The 15,867-nt window shown below is 68.2% G+C and carries 13 protein-coding genes; 9 read left to right on the top strand and 4 right to left on the bottom strand.

Annotation, left to right across the window (positions count from 1 at the left end):
- The first annotated feature begins 2 nt into the window (after positions 1-2).
- Both AQ610_RS11895 and AQ610_RS11890 read left to right on the top strand, forming a co-directional pair.
- Positions 3-884, top strand: coding sequence for an alpha/beta hydrolase family protein (locus AQ610_RS11895; protein WP_009911913.1), 882 nt, complete (start codon positions 3-5; stop codon positions 882-884).
- Positions 885-1,074: 190 nt separating this feature from the next.
- The gene (locus tag AQ610_RS11890) at positions 1,075-1,704 is read left to right on the top strand and encodes a glutathione S-transferase family protein (RefSeq protein WP_006026332.1); all 630 of its coding nucleotides are present in this window, start codon (positions 1,075-1,077) and stop codon (positions 1,702-1,704) included.
- Between the two features lie 160 nt (positions 1,705-1,864).
- On the opposite strand, the gene proP is transcribed toward AQ610_RS11890, so the two are convergent.
- Positions 1,865-3,349, bottom strand: coding sequence for a glycine betaine/L-proline transporter ProP (proP, locus tag AQ610_RS11880; RefSeq protein ID WP_006026333.1), 1,485 nt, complete (start codon positions 3,347-3,349; stop codon positions 1,865-1,867).
- 522 nt (positions 3,350-3,871) lie between these two features.
- Here proP and AQ610_RS11875 point away from each other — a divergent pair.
- On the top strand, positions 3,872-4,204 hold the full coding sequence (locus tag AQ610_RS11875; RefSeq protein WP_006026334.1) for a YnfA family protein: 333 nt from the start codon (positions 3,872-3,874) through the stop codon (positions 4,202-4,204).
- A gap of 43 nt (positions 4,205-4,247) precedes the next feature.
- Here AQ610_RS11875 and dnaQ read toward each other — a convergent pair whose 3' ends face one another.
- From dnaQ to AQ610_RS11860, 3 genes are read right to left on the bottom strand one after another with little or no spacing between them, the layout of a single operon-like run.
- Positions 4,248-4,973, bottom strand: coding sequence for a DNA polymerase III subunit epsilon (dnaQ, locus tag AQ610_RS11870; RefSeq protein ID WP_006026335.1), 726 nt, complete (start codon positions 4,971-4,973; stop codon positions 4,248-4,250).
- A 56-nt stretch (positions 4,974-5,029) separates the two neighbouring features.
- Positions 5,030-5,476: a ribonuclease HI gene (gene rnhA / locus AQ610_RS11865; RefSeq protein ID WP_006026336.1), complete on the bottom strand. Its 447-nt coding sequence runs from the start codon at positions 5,474-5,476 to the stop codon at positions 5,030-5,032.
- Positions 5,473-6,285: a class I SAM-dependent methyltransferase gene (locus AQ610_RS11860; protein ID WP_009911917.1), complete on the bottom strand. Its 813-nt coding sequence runs from the start codon at positions 6,283-6,285 to the stop codon at positions 5,473-5,475. Before AQ610_RS11860 ends, rnhA begins: the two co-directional genes overlap by 4 nt.
- A 20-nt stretch (positions 6,286-6,305) precedes the next feature.
- On the opposite strand from AQ610_RS11860, the gene gloB reads away from it, so the two are divergent.
- From gloB to carB, 6 genes are all read left to right on the top strand, one after another.
- Complete coding sequence (gloB, locus tag AQ610_RS11855; RefSeq protein WP_006026338.1) at positions 6,306-7,112, top strand: hydroxyacylglutathione hydrolase; 807 nt, start codon at positions 6,306-6,308, stop codon at positions 7,110-7,112.
- A 152-nt stretch (positions 7,113-7,264) separates the two neighbouring features.
- Positions 7,265-8,860, top strand: coding sequence for a transglycosylase SLT domain-containing protein (locus AQ610_RS11850; protein WP_043282653.1), 1,596 nt, complete (start codon positions 7,265-7,267; stop codon positions 8,858-8,860).
- Positions 8,861-9,007: 147 nt separating this feature from the next.
- Positions 9,008-10,237, top strand: coding sequence for an MFS transporter (locus AQ610_RS11845; RefSeq protein WP_009911921.1), 1,230 nt, complete (start codon positions 9,008-9,010; stop codon positions 10,235-10,237).
- A gap of 415 nt (positions 10,238-10,652) precedes the next feature.
- Positions 10,653-11,798: a glutamine-hydrolyzing carbamoyl-phosphate synthase small subunit gene (gene carA, locus AQ610_RS11840; RefSeq protein ID WP_009911923.1), complete on the top strand. Its 1,146-nt coding sequence runs from the start codon at positions 10,653-10,655 to the stop codon at positions 11,796-11,798.
- Between the two features lie 31 nt (positions 11,799-11,829).
- Complete coding sequence (leuE, locus tag AQ610_RS11835; protein ID WP_006026342.1) at positions 11,830-12,489, top strand: leucine efflux protein LeuE; 660 nt, start codon at positions 11,830-11,832, stop codon at positions 12,487-12,489.
- Positions 12,490-12,541: 52 nt separating this feature from the next.
- Entirely contained in the window at positions 12,542-15,796 is a 3,255-nt protein-coding gene (gene carB, locus AQ610_RS11830) for a carbamoyl-phosphate synthase large subunit (protein WP_006026343.1), read from the top strand.
- The last annotated feature ends 71 nt before the right edge of the window (positions 15,797-15,867 follow it).

The following is a 15,867-nucleotide window of genomic DNA, read 5'->3' as shown; positions in this document are numbered from 1 at the left end:
CGATGCACGAACGACCGCCGATCACGGCCGAGACGACACGGTTTGCCGCACTGGACGGCCGGCTGCTGACGGGGACTTTCTATGCGCCGGGCGCGCCGTCGGCGAGCAACGGCCGCAGCGTGCTGATGAACGGCGCGCTCGGCGTGCCGCGCGGCTTCTACGAGCGCTACGCGCGCTTCCTGGCGAGCGACGGCTTCACCGTGCTGACCTACGACTATCGCGGCGTCGGCGATTCGCGCAAGCCGCCCGCCGAGGCCGACGCCGCGACGCTGCGCGACTGGGGCGAGGCCGATCTGCCGGCTGCGCTCGATCACCTGGCCGCGCGCGCGCCGTCGCATCGGCTGCTCGCGGTCGCGCACAGCGTCGGCGGCCAGATGTTCGGCCTCGCCTATAACAACGGCCGCGCGGCGGCGCTGCTGTCGATCTGCTGTCCGAGCGGCTATTGGCGGCTCTGGCCGTGGCCGCGCCGGCTGATGCTCGCGCCGCTGTGGTTCGGCATCGCGCCGGTGCTGGGCGACGTGCTGTCGCATCTGCCGGCGCGGCGCGCCGGCCTCGCGCACGGCGCCGATCTGCCATCCGGCGTGATGCGCGAGTGGGCGCGCTGGTGCCGCCACCCGGACTATCTGGTCGACGGCGCAGGCCGCCCGCTGCGCGAGCACTTTCGCGGCTTCCGCGGCCGGATTCTCGCGTACACGGTCAGCGACGACTGGATGGCGCCGCCCGCCGCGGTGCAGGCGCTGCATCACTTCTATTCGAGCGCGCAGGTCGAGCATCGCGAGATCTCGCCGGATCGCCGACAGCACGCGATCGGCCACTTCGGCTATTTCCGCGACGACAATCGCGCGCTGTGGCCGCTCGGCGCGGCGTGGCTGCGCGAGCAGTGACGGGCTCGCGCGGCCGCGCGCATCGAGCCGAGCCCGGCCCGGTCCGGCCAAACCGGATCATGTCGTATCGCGTCACGTGGCCTCGGCGGGCGGCCGGCGCAAGCCCGTCATGAACGTGAACAGGCGCTAGGCGAAGCGCGCGCGACGCGCTAAAGTCGTCGGTCCCCCCACGTCACGCGGAGCGTTACCGATGAAGCTGATTGGCATGTTGGATTCCCCGTTCGTCCGCCGCGTCGCGATTTCGGCGAAGCTGCTCGGTCTGCCGTTCGAGCATCACTCGATATCGGTGTTTCGCCAGTTCGACGCGTTCAAGTCGCTCAATCCGGTCGTGAAGGCGCCGACGCTCTTTACCGACGACGGCACGATGCTCGTCGATTCGTCGCTGATCGTCGATTACCTCGACCGGCTCGTCGCGCCGCAGCGGCGGCTGATGCCCGACGATCCGCCGGCCCGCGTGCGCGTGCTGGAACTGACGGGCCTCGCGCTCGCGGCGGCCGAAAAGACGGTGCAGGTCGTCTACGAGCATGGCCTGCGGCCGGGCGAAAAACAGCACCAGCCTTGGCTCGACCGCGTGCTCGGCCAGCTCGACGCCGCGTACGGCGCGCTCGATGCGCGCATCGCGGGCGCGGGCGGCTGGCTCGTCGGCGAACGGATCACGCAGGCGGACGTGACGGTCGCGGTCGCGTGGCGCTTCACGCAGTTCATGAAGGGCGACTACCCGGATCTCGCGCGCATCGATCCGGCGCGCTATCCGGCGCTCGCTGCGCTGTCCGCGCGTGCGGAGGCGCTGCCGGAGTTCGAGAGCACGCCGCTCGATTGAGCGGGGCGGTTCGGGCGCGCGGCGTGCTTCCCCGCCTGCTGCACGCCGCGCGCAAAAACGCGGAGGCGGCCCCGCCATGCCCATTGGGCATCGCGGGGGCCGCCTCCGCGGTCCGTCATCGAACGACGCGCCTGCACGGCCGCGTCGCGGCGCTCGAATCTCACGCGCGCAGCGCCGCCGCGCTCGCGTAGCCGCCGTCGTCGCGCTCGGCCGCCTCGCGGCGCTTGATCTCGCGCGCGAGCGCGTGCGCCTCGCGGTGCGACGCGACGGCGGGCGGCGAGCCCTTGAGCGGCTGGCGCGCGCTCTCCGGCAGCGCGAGCACCGAGATCGCGCCGATCACGGCCGCGCCCATCAGATAGTACGCGGGCATCATCAGGTTGCCCGTCGCGTCGACGAGCCACGCGGCGGCGAGCGGCGTCGTGCCGCCGAACAGCGACACCGACACGTTGAAGCCGATCGCGAGCGCGCCGTAGCGGATCTCGGTCGGGAAGAGCGCGGGCAGCGCCGACGGCATCACACCCGTGAAGCACGACAGCAGCGCGCCGAGGATCAGCAGGCCGCCGAACACGAGCGACGTCTCGCCCGTGCGGATCAGGAGCAGCGCGGGAATCGCGAGCGCGAAGAGCCCGATGCAGCCGGCGAGCATCACCGGCTTGCGGCCGACGGCGTCCGACAGGCGGCCCGTGGCGAGCGTCACCGGCATCATCAGCACCATCACGATCAGGATCAGCACGAGGCCGTGCGCCTCGTCGAAATGCAGCGTCGACGACAGATAGCTTGGCAGGTACGACAGCGCCATGTAATCGGTGACGTTGAAGATCAGCACGAGGCCGACGCACAGCAGCAGCGCGCGCCAGTGCAGCGCGAGCTGCCGGCGGAAACGCGCTTTCGGCACCGCCTTGTCCTGCGCTTCGCGTGCCTCGGCCTGCCGCTTGAACGCGGGCGTTTCCTCGAGCCTCATCCGGATGTACAGGCCGATCAGGCCGAGCGGGCCGGCGATCAGGAACGGCACGCGCCAGCCCCACGACAGCAGCGCGTCGTGCGACAGCGAGGCCGTCAACAGCGCGACGACGCCCGCGCCCATCACGTAGCCGATCAGCGTGCCGAACTCGAGGAAGCTGCCCATGAAGCCGCGGCGCTTGTCGGTCGAGAACTCGGCGATGAAGGTCGCCGCGCCGCCGTATTCGCCGCCCGTCGAGAAGCCTTGCACGAGGCGCGCGACGAGGAGCAGCGCGGGCGCGAGGAGGCCGATCGAGTCGTAGCTCGGAATGAGGCCGATCGCGAAGGTGCCGACCGCCATCATGATCATCGTCATCGCGAGCACGCGCTGGCGGCCGATGCGGTCGCCGAGCGGCCCGAATACCATCCCGCCGAGCGGGCGCACGAGGAACGCGGCGGCGAACGTGCCGAACGTCGCGAGCAACTGCGCGGACGGGCTGCTCGACGGGAAGAACACCTGGCCGAGCGTGACGGCGATGTAGCTGTAGACGCCGAAATCGAACCATTCCATCGCGTTGCCGAGCGCCATCGCGCCGACGGCGCGCTTCAGGAGGCCCTGGTCGACGACGGTGATTTCGTGCGGAGCGGCGGATGCGCCTTCGGCGGACGCAATGGACGAAGTAGAGGGAGCGGGTGTTGCAGTCAAGGTCGAAAACTCCTGTGACGGCGGCCGAATCGCGCGGCGGGGCGCACGGTTCGCCGGGGAGTGCGGCTCGCGATCGGACAAGGGTCGCGAGCGTGACCGGGCGCATGAAGCGCTTAATCCATAACGGGAGCCGATCGGCGCGGACCCGGTGGTTGTCGCGCACGTGCACTCGTGAGAAAAGACCGCCGCTTGGGGACGGTCGGCGAACCGGCGCATCGCGTGGCGCGCGCGGCCGGTTGAATGCCCTTCAAGGGCGTCGAAACGAAAAAAGCTGCCCGAAGGCGTGCTTTCTTGTGAGCGAAATTCCGGTCAACCCGTTGCGGCGTAAAGCCGGACGGCCTGATGACCGAAATAAATGACAGACGTAGACTGTTGAAAGAAGCGACATGATAGCACGATAGCGGAGGATCGCGCAAATTGCCGATCGGGCGCCGATTTCGCGGGCGCTGCGTGGGGTATGATCGCGCCCGTTGCCGCGGCGTCGCGCGGCGTTTTCGACGCGCGTCTCGCGCGCTCTCCGGTATGCTCTCACTCGCGAAGATCGCCGCGCTGTTCGTCTTGACCGCCGTCGCCGAGATCGTCGGCTGCTATCTGCCGTGGCTCGTGCTGAAGGCCGGCAAGCCGGCGTGGCTGCTCGCGCCCGCGGCGCTGTCGCTCGCGCTCTTCGCGTGGCTCCTGACGGTGCATCCCGCCGCCGCCGCGCGCACCTACGCGGCGTACGGCGGCGTCTACATCGCCGTCGCGCTCGCGTGGCTGAGGATCGTCGACGGCGTGCCGCTGTCGCGCTGGGATGCGGCGGGCGCGGCGCTCGCGCTCGCCGGGATGTCGGTGATCGCGCTCCAGCCGCGCGGGTGAGACCGGTTCGGCGCGGCGGCGCGCCGTGCCGCCCACCGCCCCGTCAGGCCTCGCCGGCCGCTGCTTCCTTGCGCCACACGCACGAGCCCTTGACCGACTTGTCGAGCGCGTCGAGCTGCGCCTCGTGCGCGGCGAGCTCCTCGCCGGTCGCGGCGAGCACCGGCAGGTCGAGCCCGCTGAACGCCATCCGCGGCTCGTTGCTGTTGCGGTGCGCGTCGCCGGCTTCGTCGAGCATGTCGATGACGAGGCTTTCCTGCCCGCGCGTCATCGCGAGATATACCTCGGCGAGCAGTTCCGAGTCGAGCAGCGCGCCGTGCAGCGTCCGGTGCGCGTTGCTGATGCCGAACCGGTCGCACAGCGCGTCGAGCGAATTGCGCTTGCCGGGGAACATCTGCTTGGCCTGCACGAGCGTGTCGATCACGCCCGCGCAGTGGTCGGTGAAGGATGGCAGGCCGAGCAGCGCGAACTCGGCGTCGAGAAAGCCGAGGTCGAACGGCGCGTTGTGGATGATCAGTTCCGCGTCGCGGACGAAGTCGCGCAACTGATCGACGATTTCGGCGAACTTCGGCTTGTCGCTCAGGAATTCGGTCGTGAGGCCGTGCACCGCGAGCGCGCCCGGATCGCTGTCGCGCTCGGGATTCACATAGAAGTGCAGGTTGCTGCCGGTGAGCCGCCGGTTCAGCAGCTCGACGCAGCCGACTTCGATGATGCGGTCGCCCGCGCGGGCGTTCAGGCCGGTGGTTTCGGTATCGAGAATGATCTGGCGCATGTCGGGAATACGGAATTCGAGTCAGTCGTGAAGCGGAAAGAGGGGCGCGAGCGGGCTCATGCCTGCGCGAGCGATTCGACGCCGCGGTTCGCGAGCGCGTCCGCGCGCTCGTTCTCCGGATGGCCGGCGTGCCCCTTTACCCAGCGCCATTCGACGTCATGCTGCGCGACGAGCGCGTCGAGCCGCTGCCAGAGGTCCGCGTTCTTCACGGGCGTCTTCGCGGCCGTCACCCAGCCTTTCTTTTTCCAGCCGTGGATCCATTCGCTGATGCCTTTTTGCACGTACTGCGAATCGGTGTGGACGACCACCTTGCACGGGCGCTTGAGCGCCGCGAGCGCGGCGATCACCGCAGTGAGCTCCATCCGGTTGTTGGTCGTGCCGGCTTCGCCGCCGAAGAGTTCCTTCTCCTGCGTGCCGTAGCGCAGCAGCGCGCCCCAGCCGCCGGGGCCGGGGTTGCCCTTGCAGGCGCCGTCGGTATAGATGTCGATGGTTTGCAACGTCATGAATGTTCTTGGTGGGTGGTCGGGGTGGCGGCGGGCGTGAGGCCCGGCGCGCGCACCGGCTTCTTCATCTTGATCGGGCCGACGAGCCGCATTCCGCGCACGCGCTTGATCGCCGTCACCATGTAGACGGCGCCGAAGATCGGCCACCAGCGGTCGCCCGCGGCCTCCATGAACGCGTAGCGGGACAGCCACTTGTCGGTGGCGAGCGGCGGCCGGTAGCAGCCGAAGCGGCCGCGCTCGAGATCGAAACCGAGCAGCTTGATCCAGTCCTTCAGCCGGATGAAGGTGATCTGGTCGCGCGTCGCGGGGACGAACGGCCGCCTTGCCATCTTGCCGACCGAATGCCGCGCGCCCCAGAGGCTCAGCGAATTGAAGCCCGTGATCACGAGCTGGCCTTCAGGCATCAGCACGCGCTCGGCTTCGCGCAACAGCCGATGCGGATCGGACGTGAACTCGAGCGTGTGCGGCATCACGATCAGATCGACGCTTTGCGACTCGAACGGCAGATCGAGCAGGTCGCACCACACGGTGCTGCGCCCGGCGGGCGCGTGCTCGGCGCTGCGCGCCTCGCGCGCCCACGGATAATGATAGGGCGCGCTCGCGCCGCTCGCCGGATCGAGCACGAGGCCGCGGCACGGCATGCGGTTCTCGCGCAGCGCGTCGAGCTGTGGCAGCCCGAGCTGCAGCGCGTGGAAGCCGAACACGTCGGACACGGTGCGGTCGAGCTGCGCCTGCTCCCAGCCGAGCACGTAGCGCCCGGGCGGGGAGTCGGTCCAGGCGGGCCAGTCTATAATCGAACGGTCAGACATATCTCGGTGATTGCGCGCCCATGAACGAGCTGGAATACGTGCCGGTGCCGGCATTCGACGACAACTACATCTGGCTCGTGTCGGATGGCCGCCAAGCGGTCGCCGTCGATCCGGGCGAAGCCGCGCCGGTGCGCCGCCATCTCGACGCGCGAGGCTGGCGGCTGACCGCTATTTTACTCACGCACCACCATCGCGACCACGTCGGCGGAGTGGCCGAGTTGCTCGCGACCGCGCGCGAAGGCGAGCCGCTCGCGGTGTTCGGCCCCGCGCACGAGGCGATCGAGCACATCACGCGCCGCGTGACGGGCGGCGAGCGCGTGCGCATCGGTTCGCCCGCGCTCGAGTTCGACGTGATCGACGTGCCGGGCCACACGCGCGGCCATATCGCGTACTTCCAGCCGGCCGGGCCGGGCAACGCCGCGCCACACCTCTTTTGCGGCGATACGCTGTTCTCGTGCGGCTGCGGGCGCCTCTTCGAGGGCACGCCTGCGCAGATGCTCGCGTCGCTCGACGCGCTCGCGGCGCTGCCGGGCGACACGCGCGTGCATTGCGCGCACGAGTACACGCTGTCGAACATCCAGTTCGCGCTCGCGTGCGAGCCGGAGAACGCGGCGCTCGCCGCGTGGCGCGACGAAGCGCTCGCGCGCCGCGCGCGCCACGAGCCGACGCTGCCGACGACGATCGCGCACGAGCGCGCGGTGAACCCGTTCCTGCGCGCGGACAGCCCGTCAATCCGCGCGACGCTCGAAACGCAATTGCACGAGGCGGCGCCCGACCGGCTCGCGGCATTCACGCTGATGCGGGAGTGGAAAAACCGTTTTCGTTGAGCTCGCGGACAGTCGGGTCAAGCTCAACCGGAATCTGGAGAATCGGCCCCAAATATCCGATTTAGCGGGTTTTTTCGGCCTTTTTATTGACGCGAAGCACGCACTTTCGTACTATCGCCTGCAATTTCCAGCCGTTGGAAGCCGAGATTTTCATGCGATTCCTCCTCAGTGCGCTATTGGTCCTGACGCTCGCCGCGTGCGCGGGCACCGGGCCGACTGCCCAAAATCCCGCAGCCTCCGACCCGCAAGCCGCTTCGGACTACTTGCGCAAGTCTGCTTCCGCAAAAGAAACCGTCGACGTCGACAAGCAATCGGTCGGCGACCTCACCACCGCCGACAGCGATCTCTGGGCGCGCATCCGCCGCGGCTTCCAGATGCCCGATCTGCAGAGCGACCTCGTCGACATGCAGGCGTCCTGGTACGCGCAGCGTCCCGACTACGTGCAGCGGATGACCGAGCGCTCGCAGAAGTACCTGTATCACATCGTCGAGGAGCTCGAGTCGCGCCACATGCCCACCGAGCTCGCGCTGCTGCCGTTCATCGAATCGGCGTACAACCCGCAGGCGCTGTCCGTCGCGAAGGCGGCGGGGATGTGGCAGTTCATGCCGGCCACGGGGCGCACGTTCAACCTGAAGCGCAACATGTGGCAGGACGAGCGGCGCGACGTGCTCGCGTCGACGAGCGCCGCGCTCGATTACCTGTCGCGCCTGCACGACATGTTCGGCGACTGGTATCTCGCGCTCGCCGCGTACAACTGGGGCGAGGGCAACCTGCAGCGCGCGATCGCGCGCAACCAGGCGGCCGGCCTGCCGACCGATTACCAGAGCCTGCGGATGCCGAACGAGACGCGCAACTACGTGCCGAAGCTGCAGGCGGTCAAGAACATCGTGATGAACCCGCAGCAGTACGGCCTCGCGCTGCCGGAGATTCCGAACCACCCGTATTTCGTGACGGTCACGACGTCGCGCGACATCGACGTGACGGTCGCCGCGAAGCTCGCGAATCTGCCGCTCGACGAATTCAAGTCGCTCAACCCGTCGTTCTCGAAGCCCGTGATCCTCGGCGCGACGCAGCCGCAGATCCTGCTGCCGTTCGACAACGCGTCGGCGTTCGAGAAGAGCCTGAAGTCGTACGACGGCCAACTGTCGTCGTGGACCGCGTACACCGTCACCGAGCGCGCGCGGCCCGCCGCGATCGCGGAGAAGATCGGCGTCGACGCGGACACGCTGATGCAGGTGAACAAGATTCCGGCCGGCATGCGGTTGAAGCCCGGCTCGACGATCGTCGTGCCGCGCACCGATGACGACGACGAGGACATCAGCGCCGACGTCGCCGAGAACGGCGTGCTCGCGATGGAGCCGGACGTGCCGGATACGCGCAAGATGCTGATCCGCGTGCGCCGCAAGCAGTCGATGGAGGCGCTCGCGAGCCGCTACGGCGTGTCGGTCGCGCAGCTTCGCGGATGGAACCGCACGCGCCGCGCGGTCGTGATGCCGGGCCAGACGATGGTGCTGCACGTGCCCGTCGGCCGCGCGGTGCCGGCCGAGCCCGGGCCCGAGCGGATCGCGACGTCGGTCGCGGGCGGCCACATCGAGCGCGCGAGCCTGCATACGGGCGGCAAGGCGTCGAGCCGCGGCCGCAAGGTGGCGCCCGTCGCCGCGAAGCCGTCGGCGAAGGCCGCGGCGAAGAGCGGCGCGAAGGCCGCGCCCGCCAAGACCTCGAGCCGCAAGACGGCGAAGAAGAAGTAAGACGAAAGGGCGCGCGCGCCGCGGGGGCTTTCCGGCCGCCGGCGCGCAATCGACTATCATCGCCGGACGCCGTCACCCAGGTGACGGCGTTTTCGTTTGTGCGCGTCGCCGTCGGTTCGTCGGCCGGCGCTTTACCGGTGACCGTTGATGTCCCTCGTGCAATTTCGCGTGTTCGCGCTGTTCGCGATCGGCTACTTCGTTTCGTATGTCTTTCGTGGCGTGAATCTCGGCTTCGCGCCGCTCATCACGCGCGACCTCGGTCTGTCCGCCGCCGATCTCGGGCTGCTGACGAGTCTCTATTTCCTCGGCTTCGCCTGCGCGCAGATTCCGGCCGGCGTGCTGCTCGACCGCTACGGCCCGCGCCGCGTGAGCGCCGCGTTGCTGCTCGTCGCGGCGGCGGGCGCATGGGTGTTCGGCGCCGCGCACGACATCGGCGCGATGATGGTGGGGCGGCTGTTGATCGGCGTCGGCGTGTCGGTGTGCCTCGGCGGTGCGTTCAAGGCGCTCGCGCAGCATTTCCCGGTCGCCAGGCTGCCGCTTCTGAACGGCTTCGTGATGGCGGTGGGCGGCCTGGGCGGCGTCGCGGTCGGCTCGCCGCTCGAATGGCTGCTCGGCTTCGCCGGCTGGCGCGCGGTGTGCGCGGGGCTCGGCGCGTTCACGGCGGCGGTCGCGGCCGCGTTGTGGGCGTTCGCCCCTGACGCGCAGGCAGGCCGCCACGACGCGAGCGTCGCCGAGCAATTCGCGGGCACCTGGCGGATCGTCACGAACCGGACCTTCTGGAAGATCGCTTCGTTCTCGGTCGCCACGCAGGGCGTGTTCTACGCGATGCAGTCGCTGTGGGTCGGCGCGTACCTGCGCGATGTGAGCGGCTTCGCGCCGCGCGACGCGGCTGCGCTCGTGTCGGTGCTCGGCTTCGCGATGATGGCGGGCTGCGTCGGCTTCGGCGCGGCGGCGCGCGGGCTCGAGCGGCGCGGCGTATCGCTGTACGCGTTCTGCGGGCTCGGGATGGCGCTTTTCGTCGCGACCCAGCTCGCGATCATGCTGCGCGCGCCGCTGCCCGCCACGGTGCTGTGGGCGGCGTACGGCGTATTCGGAGGCGTCGGCATTCTGAGCTACGCCGCGCTGGCCGAATACTTTCCCGTGCACCTGATCGGTCGCGCGAACACGACGCTCACCCTCGTCATCTTCGCGCTGATCTTCGGCTTTCAGGTCGGCGTGGGCGCGGTGCTGTCGCATTGGCCGACGCAGGCCGGGCATTATCCGGCCGCGGCGCACCTGAGCGCCTGGGGCGCGCTCGTCGCGCTGCAGATCGCGAGCGCGGTCTGGTACGTGCTGCCCGATCGCGCGCTCGACAGGCCGGCAGCGCGAATCGGCTGAGGAATGAATATCGGCTTGACGAATCGATCGTCGCCGCATACAACCAAGCGACACTGAAAGAGGGGAGGCGAGCCGCGCCGGCTCGGCGCTTCGCGCAGCCGAGTTCCGCCCGGCTGGCGCGAAGCGCGCGGGAAGTGCGCTGATCGATTGAAGATGAGGCCAATTTCACGCTATAATTTGAAAGTTTGTGCTAATCAACCTCGCACCCTAGCGCCTACCTCCTTCATCCCGTTCGTCCGCCGCACGCCGCTTGACGCAGGCGATGCCGCGAAACCCGCGCCTGCGCGCGCCGTTTCGCGCTCGACCGCAAGCCCGCGCGCGAAAGCGCCCACGCGCGCGTGATGCGTCACGCGGCCCGCGAGCGCGCGGCAGGATAGACAGGTCGGCGGCAAGGGTGTCCCCCAAGGAGCCCCCCGTGTTGCCGTCTTTTTCTCCCGCTTTGCTCGCACTCGCCGACGGCACGGTCTTTCGTGGTTATTCGATCGGCGCGGCCGGCCATACGATCGGCGAAGTCGTGTTCAACACCGCGATCACCGGCTATCAGGAAATCCTCACGGATCCGAGCTATGCGCGCCAGATCGTCACGCTGACCTATCCGCACATCGGCAACGTCGGCGTGAACGCCGAGGACGTCGAAGCGACGAAAGTCCATGCCGCCGGCCTCATCGTGCGCGATCTGCCCGCGCTCGCGTCGAACTTCCGGATGGCGAGCACGCTCGGCGATTATCTGCGCGACGAAGGCGTCGTCGCGATCGCGGGCATCGACACCCGCAAGCTGACCCGCATCCTGCGCGACAAGGGCGCGCAGAACGGCTGCATCCTGACGGGCTCCGACGACGAATCGAAGGCGCTCGCGCTCGCGCGCTCGTTCCCGGGGCTCGCGGGGATGGACCTCGCGAAGGTCGTGTCGACGGCGAAGCCGTTCGAGTGGAAGCAGAGCGAGTGGCGCCTCGGCAGCGGCTACGGGATGCAGGAGACGCCGCGCTACCGTGTCGTCGCGTTCGACTTCGGCGTGAAATACAACATCCTGCGCATGCTCGCCGAGCGCGGCTGCCACGTGACCGTGCTGCCGGCGCAATCGAGCGCGGCCGAAGCGCTCGCGCTCAATCCGGACGGCATCTTCCTGTCGAACGGCCCGGGCGATCCGGAACCGTGCGACTACGCGATCGCCGCGACGAAGGAATTCATCGAGCGCGGCGTGCCGACCTTCGGCATCTGCCTCGGCCACCAGATCATGGGCCTCGCGGTCGGCGCGAAGACGCTCAAGATGAAGACGGGCCACCATGGCGCGAACCATCCGGTGAAGGATCTCGCGAACGGCCGCGTCGTGATCACGTCGCAGAACCACGGCTTCGCGGTCGACGCCGATTCGCTGCCCGCGAACGCGCGCGCGACGCACGTCTCGCTGTTCGACGGCACGCTGCAGGGCTTCGAGCTGACCGACAAGCCCGCGTTCTGCTTCCAGGGCCACCCGGAAGCATCGCCCGGCCCGCACGACATCGGCTATCTGTTCGACCGCTTCACCGCGCTGATGGACGCGGCGAAGACACGCAGCGCCTGAGCCCATCGCATCGGTTACGGAGTCTCGCATCATGTTCGGTCACGCACTCGGCATCACGGATCTCTGGACCTACGTGTTCGGCGTGGTGTTCATCATTCTGCTGCCGGGGCCGAACTCGATGTATGTGCTGTCGCTCGCCGCGCAGCGCGGCGTGAGAGCCGGCTACCGCGCCGCGTGCGGCGTGTTCCTTGGCGACACCGTGCTGATGGTGCTGTCCGCCGCGGGCGTCGCGTCGCTCCTGAAGGCGAACCCGCTGCTGTTCTCGGTCGTCAAGTACGGCGGCGCCGCGTACCTGCTGTACATCGGGCTCGGCATGCTGCGCGGCGCGTGGCGCAAGCTCGCGCGGCCCGCTGACGCGGGCGCCGATGCGCCGCGCGCGGTCGACGGCGAGCGGCCGTTTCGCAAGGCGCTCGTCGTGAGCCTCCTGAATCCGAAGGCGATCCTGTTCTTCATCTCGTTCTTCATCCAGTTCGTCGATCCGGCCTACGCGCATCCGGCGCTGACGTTCGTCGTGCTGGGCGCGATCGCGCAACTCGCGAGCTTCGTGTATCTGAGCACGCTGATCTTCACGGGCGCGCGCCTCGCCGATCACTTCCGCCGCCGCCGCAAGCTCGCGGCGGGCGCGTCGGGCGGCGTGGGCGGCCTGTTCGTCGGCTTTTCCGTGAAGCTCGCGCTCGCGACAATGAGCTGAGCGCCGTTCGCGGATCGCGCATCAACGATTATTTTTTTGAATCCCAAGAGCCATGCCAAAACGCACAGACATCAACAGCATCCTCATCATCGGCGCCGGCCCGATCATCATCGGCCAGGCGTGCGAGTTCGACTACTCGGGCGCGCAGGCATGCAAGGCGTTGCGTGAGGAGGGCTACAAGGTCATCCTCGTCAACAGCAATCCGGCGACGATCATGACCGATCCGAACACGGCGGACGTCACGTATATCGAGCCGATCACGTGGGAAGTCGTCGAGCGCATCATCGCGAAGGAGCGCCCCGACGCGATCCTGCCGACGATGGGCGGCCAGACCGCGCTCAACTGCGCGCTTGACCTGTTCCACCACGGCGTGCTCGACAAGTACGGCGTCGAGCTGATCGGCGCGTCGCCGGAAGCGATCGACAAGGCCGAGGACCGCCAGAAGTTCAAGGACGCGATGACGAAGATCGGCCTCGGTTCCGCGAAGTCCGGCATCGCGCACTCGATGGAAGAGGCGAACAAGGTGCACGGCGAGATCATGGCGGCCACGGGCGGCAGCGGCTACCCGGTCGTGATCCGGCCGTCGTTCACGCTCGGCGGCTCGGGCGGCGGCATCGCGTACAACCGCGAGGAATTCGAGGAGATCTGCAAGCGCGGCCTCGACCTGTCGCCGACGCGCGAACTGCTGATCGAGGAGTCGCTCCTCGGCTGGAAGGAATACGAGATGGAAGTCGTGCGCGACCGCGCCGACAACTGCATCATCATCTGCTCGATCGAGAACCTCGACCCGATGGGCGTGCACACCGGCGACTCGATCACCGTCGCGCCCGCGCAGACGCTCACCGACAAGGAATACCAGATCCTGCGCAACGCATCGCTCGCGGTGCTGCGCGAGATCGGCGTCGACACGGGCGGCTCGAACGTGCAGTTCTCGATCAACCCGAAGGACGGCCGCATGGTCGTCATCGAGATGAATCCGCGCGTGTCGCGTTCGTCGGCGCTCGCGTCGAAGGCGACGGGCTTTCCGATCGCGAAGGTCGCGGCGAAGCTCGCCGTCGGCTACACGCTCGACGAGCTGAAGAACGAGATCACGGGCGGCGCGACGCCGGCGTCGTTCGAGCCGACGATCGACTACGTCGTCACGAAGATTCCGCGCTTCGCGTTCGAGAAGTTCCGCGAGGCCGATTCGCGTCTCACGACGCAGATGAAATCGGTCGGCGAAGTGATGGCGATCGGCCGCACGTTCCAGGAATCGTTCCAGAAGGCGCTGCGCGGCCTCGAAGTCGGCGTCGACGGCCTCGACGAGAAGACGACGAGCCGCGACGAGATCATCCGCGAGATCGGCGAGCCGGGCCCGGACCGGATCTGGTACGTGGGCGACGCGTTCCGCGTCGGCATGTCGCGCGAGCAGATCTTCGAGGAGACCGCGATCGATCCGTGGTTCCTCGCGCAGATCGAGCAGATCGTGCTGAAGGAGAAGGCGCTCGCCGGCCGCACGCTCGCGAGCCTGACGAAGGACGAGCTGCACTATCTGAAGCAAAGCGGCTTTTCCGACCGGCGCCTGGCGAAGCTGCTCGGCGCGACGCCCGCCGACGTGCGCGCGCGCCGCCTCGAGCTGAACGTGCGCCCGGTCTACAAGCGCGTCGACACCTGCGCGGCCGAGTTCGCGACGAAGACCGCCTACATGTACTCGACCTACGAGGAAGAGTGCGAGGCGCAGCCGACCGACAACAAGAAGATCATGGTGCTGGGCGGCGGCCCGAACCGGATCGGCCAGGGCATCGAGTTCGACTACTGCTGCGTGCACGCGGCGCTCGCGATGCGCGAGGACGGCTACGAAACGATCATGGTCAACTGCAACCCGGAAACGGTGTCGACCGACTATGACACGTCCGATCGCCTGTACTTCGAGCCGCTCACGCTCGAGGACGTGCTCGAGATCGTCGACAAGGAAAAGCCGGTTGGCGTGATCGTCCAGTACGGCGGCCAGACGCCGCTGAAGCTCGCGCTCGACCTCGAGGCGCATGGCGTGCCGATCATCGGCACGTCGCCGGACATGATCGACGCGGCCGAAGACCGCGAGCGCTTCCAGAAACTTTTGCAGGACCTCGGCCTGCGCCAGCCGCCGAACCGCACCGCGCGCGCCGAGGACGAAGCGCTCGCGCTCGCCGACGAGATCGGCTACCCGCTCGTCGTGCGTCCGTCATACGTGCTCGGCGGCCGCGCGATGGAGATCGTCCACGAGCCGCGCGACCTCGAGCGCTACATGCGCGAGGCGGTGAAGGTGTCGAACGATTCGCCGGTGCTGCTCGACCGCTTCCTGAACGACGCGATCGAATGCGACGTCGATTGCATCTGCGACGGCGACGCCGTGTTCATCGGCGGCGTGATGGAGCACATCGAGCAGGCGGGCGTCCACTCGGGCGATTCGGCGTGCTCGCTGCCGCCGTACTCGCTGTCGAAGGAAACCGTCGCCGAGCTGAAGCGCCAGACGGCCGCGATGGCGAAGGCGCTGAACGTGGTCGGCCTGATGAACGTGCAGTTCGCGATCCAGCAGGTGCCGCAGTCCGACGGCTCGAAGGAAGACGTCATCTACGTGCTCGAAGTGAACCCGCGCGCGTCGCGCACGGTGCCGTACGTGTCGAAGGCGACGAGCCTGCCGCTCGCGAAGATCGCCGCGCGCGCGATGGTCGGCCAGACGCTCGCGCAGCAGGGCGTGACGAAGGAAGTCGTGCCGCCGTACTTCAGCGTGAAGGAGGCGGTGTTCCCGTTCATCAAGTTCCCGACCGTCGACCCGGTGCTCGGGCCCGAGATGCGCTCGACGGGCGAAGTGATGGGCGTTGGCGCGACGTTCGGCGAAGCGCTCTTCAAGTCGCAGCTCGCGGCGGGCTCGCGTCTGCCGGAGTCGGGCACGGTGCTGCTCACGGTGATGGACGCGGACAAGCCGAAGGCGGTCGAGGTCGCGAAGATGCTGCACGATCTCGGCTATCCGCTCGTCGCGACGCGCGGCACCGCAGCCGCGATCGAGGCGGCGGGCGTGCCGGTGAAGGTCGTCAACAAGGTGAAGGACGGCCGTCCGCACATCGTCGACATGATCAAGAACGGCGAGATCGCGCTCGTGTTCACGACGGTCGATGAAACGCGCGCGGCGATCGCCGATTCGCGTTCGATCCGGATGAGCGCGCAGGCGCACAAGGTCACGTATTACACGACGATGTCGGGCGCGCGCGCGGCGGTGGAGGGGCTTCGGTACCTGAAGGACTTGGAAGTCTATGATTTACAAGGTCTGCATGCTCGCCTAAACTAAGCCTCCAGTTACCTGTCGAAGCAATTCGTGCCGCGATTAAGCGGCGTTTCCGATGTTTCGGAAATGCGCTT

It is taken from the genome of Burkholderia humptydooensis (assembly GCF_001513745.1).
Classification (GTDB): Bacteria; Pseudomonadota; Gammaproteobacteria; order Burkholderiales; family Burkholderiaceae; genus Burkholderia; species Burkholderia humptydooensis.
Note: the sequence above shows the minus strand (reverse complement) of the source record. Positions and strands in the feature narration are given on the sequence as shown.

Coding starts and splice junctions, on each gene's coding strand:
- leuE (WP_006026342.1), top strand. CDS start 11,830: ATGTTCGGTCACGCACTCGGCATCACGGATCTCTGGACCTACGTGTTC.
- carB (WP_006026343.1), top strand. CDS start 12,542: ATGCCAAAACGCACAGACATCAACAGCATCCTCATCATCGGCGCCGGC.
- dnaQ (WP_006026335.1), bottom strand. CDS start 4,973: ATGCGCCAGATCATTCTCGATACCGAAACCACCGGCCTGAACGCCCGC.
- AQ610_RS11850 (WP_043282653.1), top strand. CDS start 7,265: ATGCGATTCCTCCTCAGTGCGCTATTGGTCCTGACGCTCGCCGCGTGC.
- rnhA (WP_006026336.1), bottom strand. CDS start 5,476: ATGACGTTGCAAACCATCGACATCTATACCGACGGCGCCTGCAAGGGC.
- AQ610_RS11895 (WP_009911913.1), top strand. CDS start 3: ATGCACGAACGACCGCCGATCACGGCCGAGACGACACGGTTTGCCGCA.
- AQ610_RS11875 (WP_006026334.1), top strand. CDS start 3,872: ATGCTCTCACTCGCGAAGATCGCCGCGCTGTTCGTCTTGACCGCCGTC.
- gloB (WP_006026338.1), top strand. CDS start 6,306: ATGAACGAGCTGGAATACGTGCCGGTGCCGGCATTCGACGACAACTAC.
- AQ610_RS11860 (WP_009911917.1), bottom strand. CDS start 6,285: ATGTCTGACCGTTCGATTATAGACTGGCCCGCCTGGACCGACTCCCCG.
- AQ610_RS11845 (WP_009911921.1), top strand. CDS start 9,008: ATGTCCCTCGTGCAATTTCGCGTGTTCGCGCTGTTCGCGATCGGCTAC.
- AQ610_RS11890 (WP_006026332.1), top strand. CDS start 1,075: ATGAAGCTGATTGGCATGTTGGATTCCCCGTTCGTCCGCCGCGTCGCG.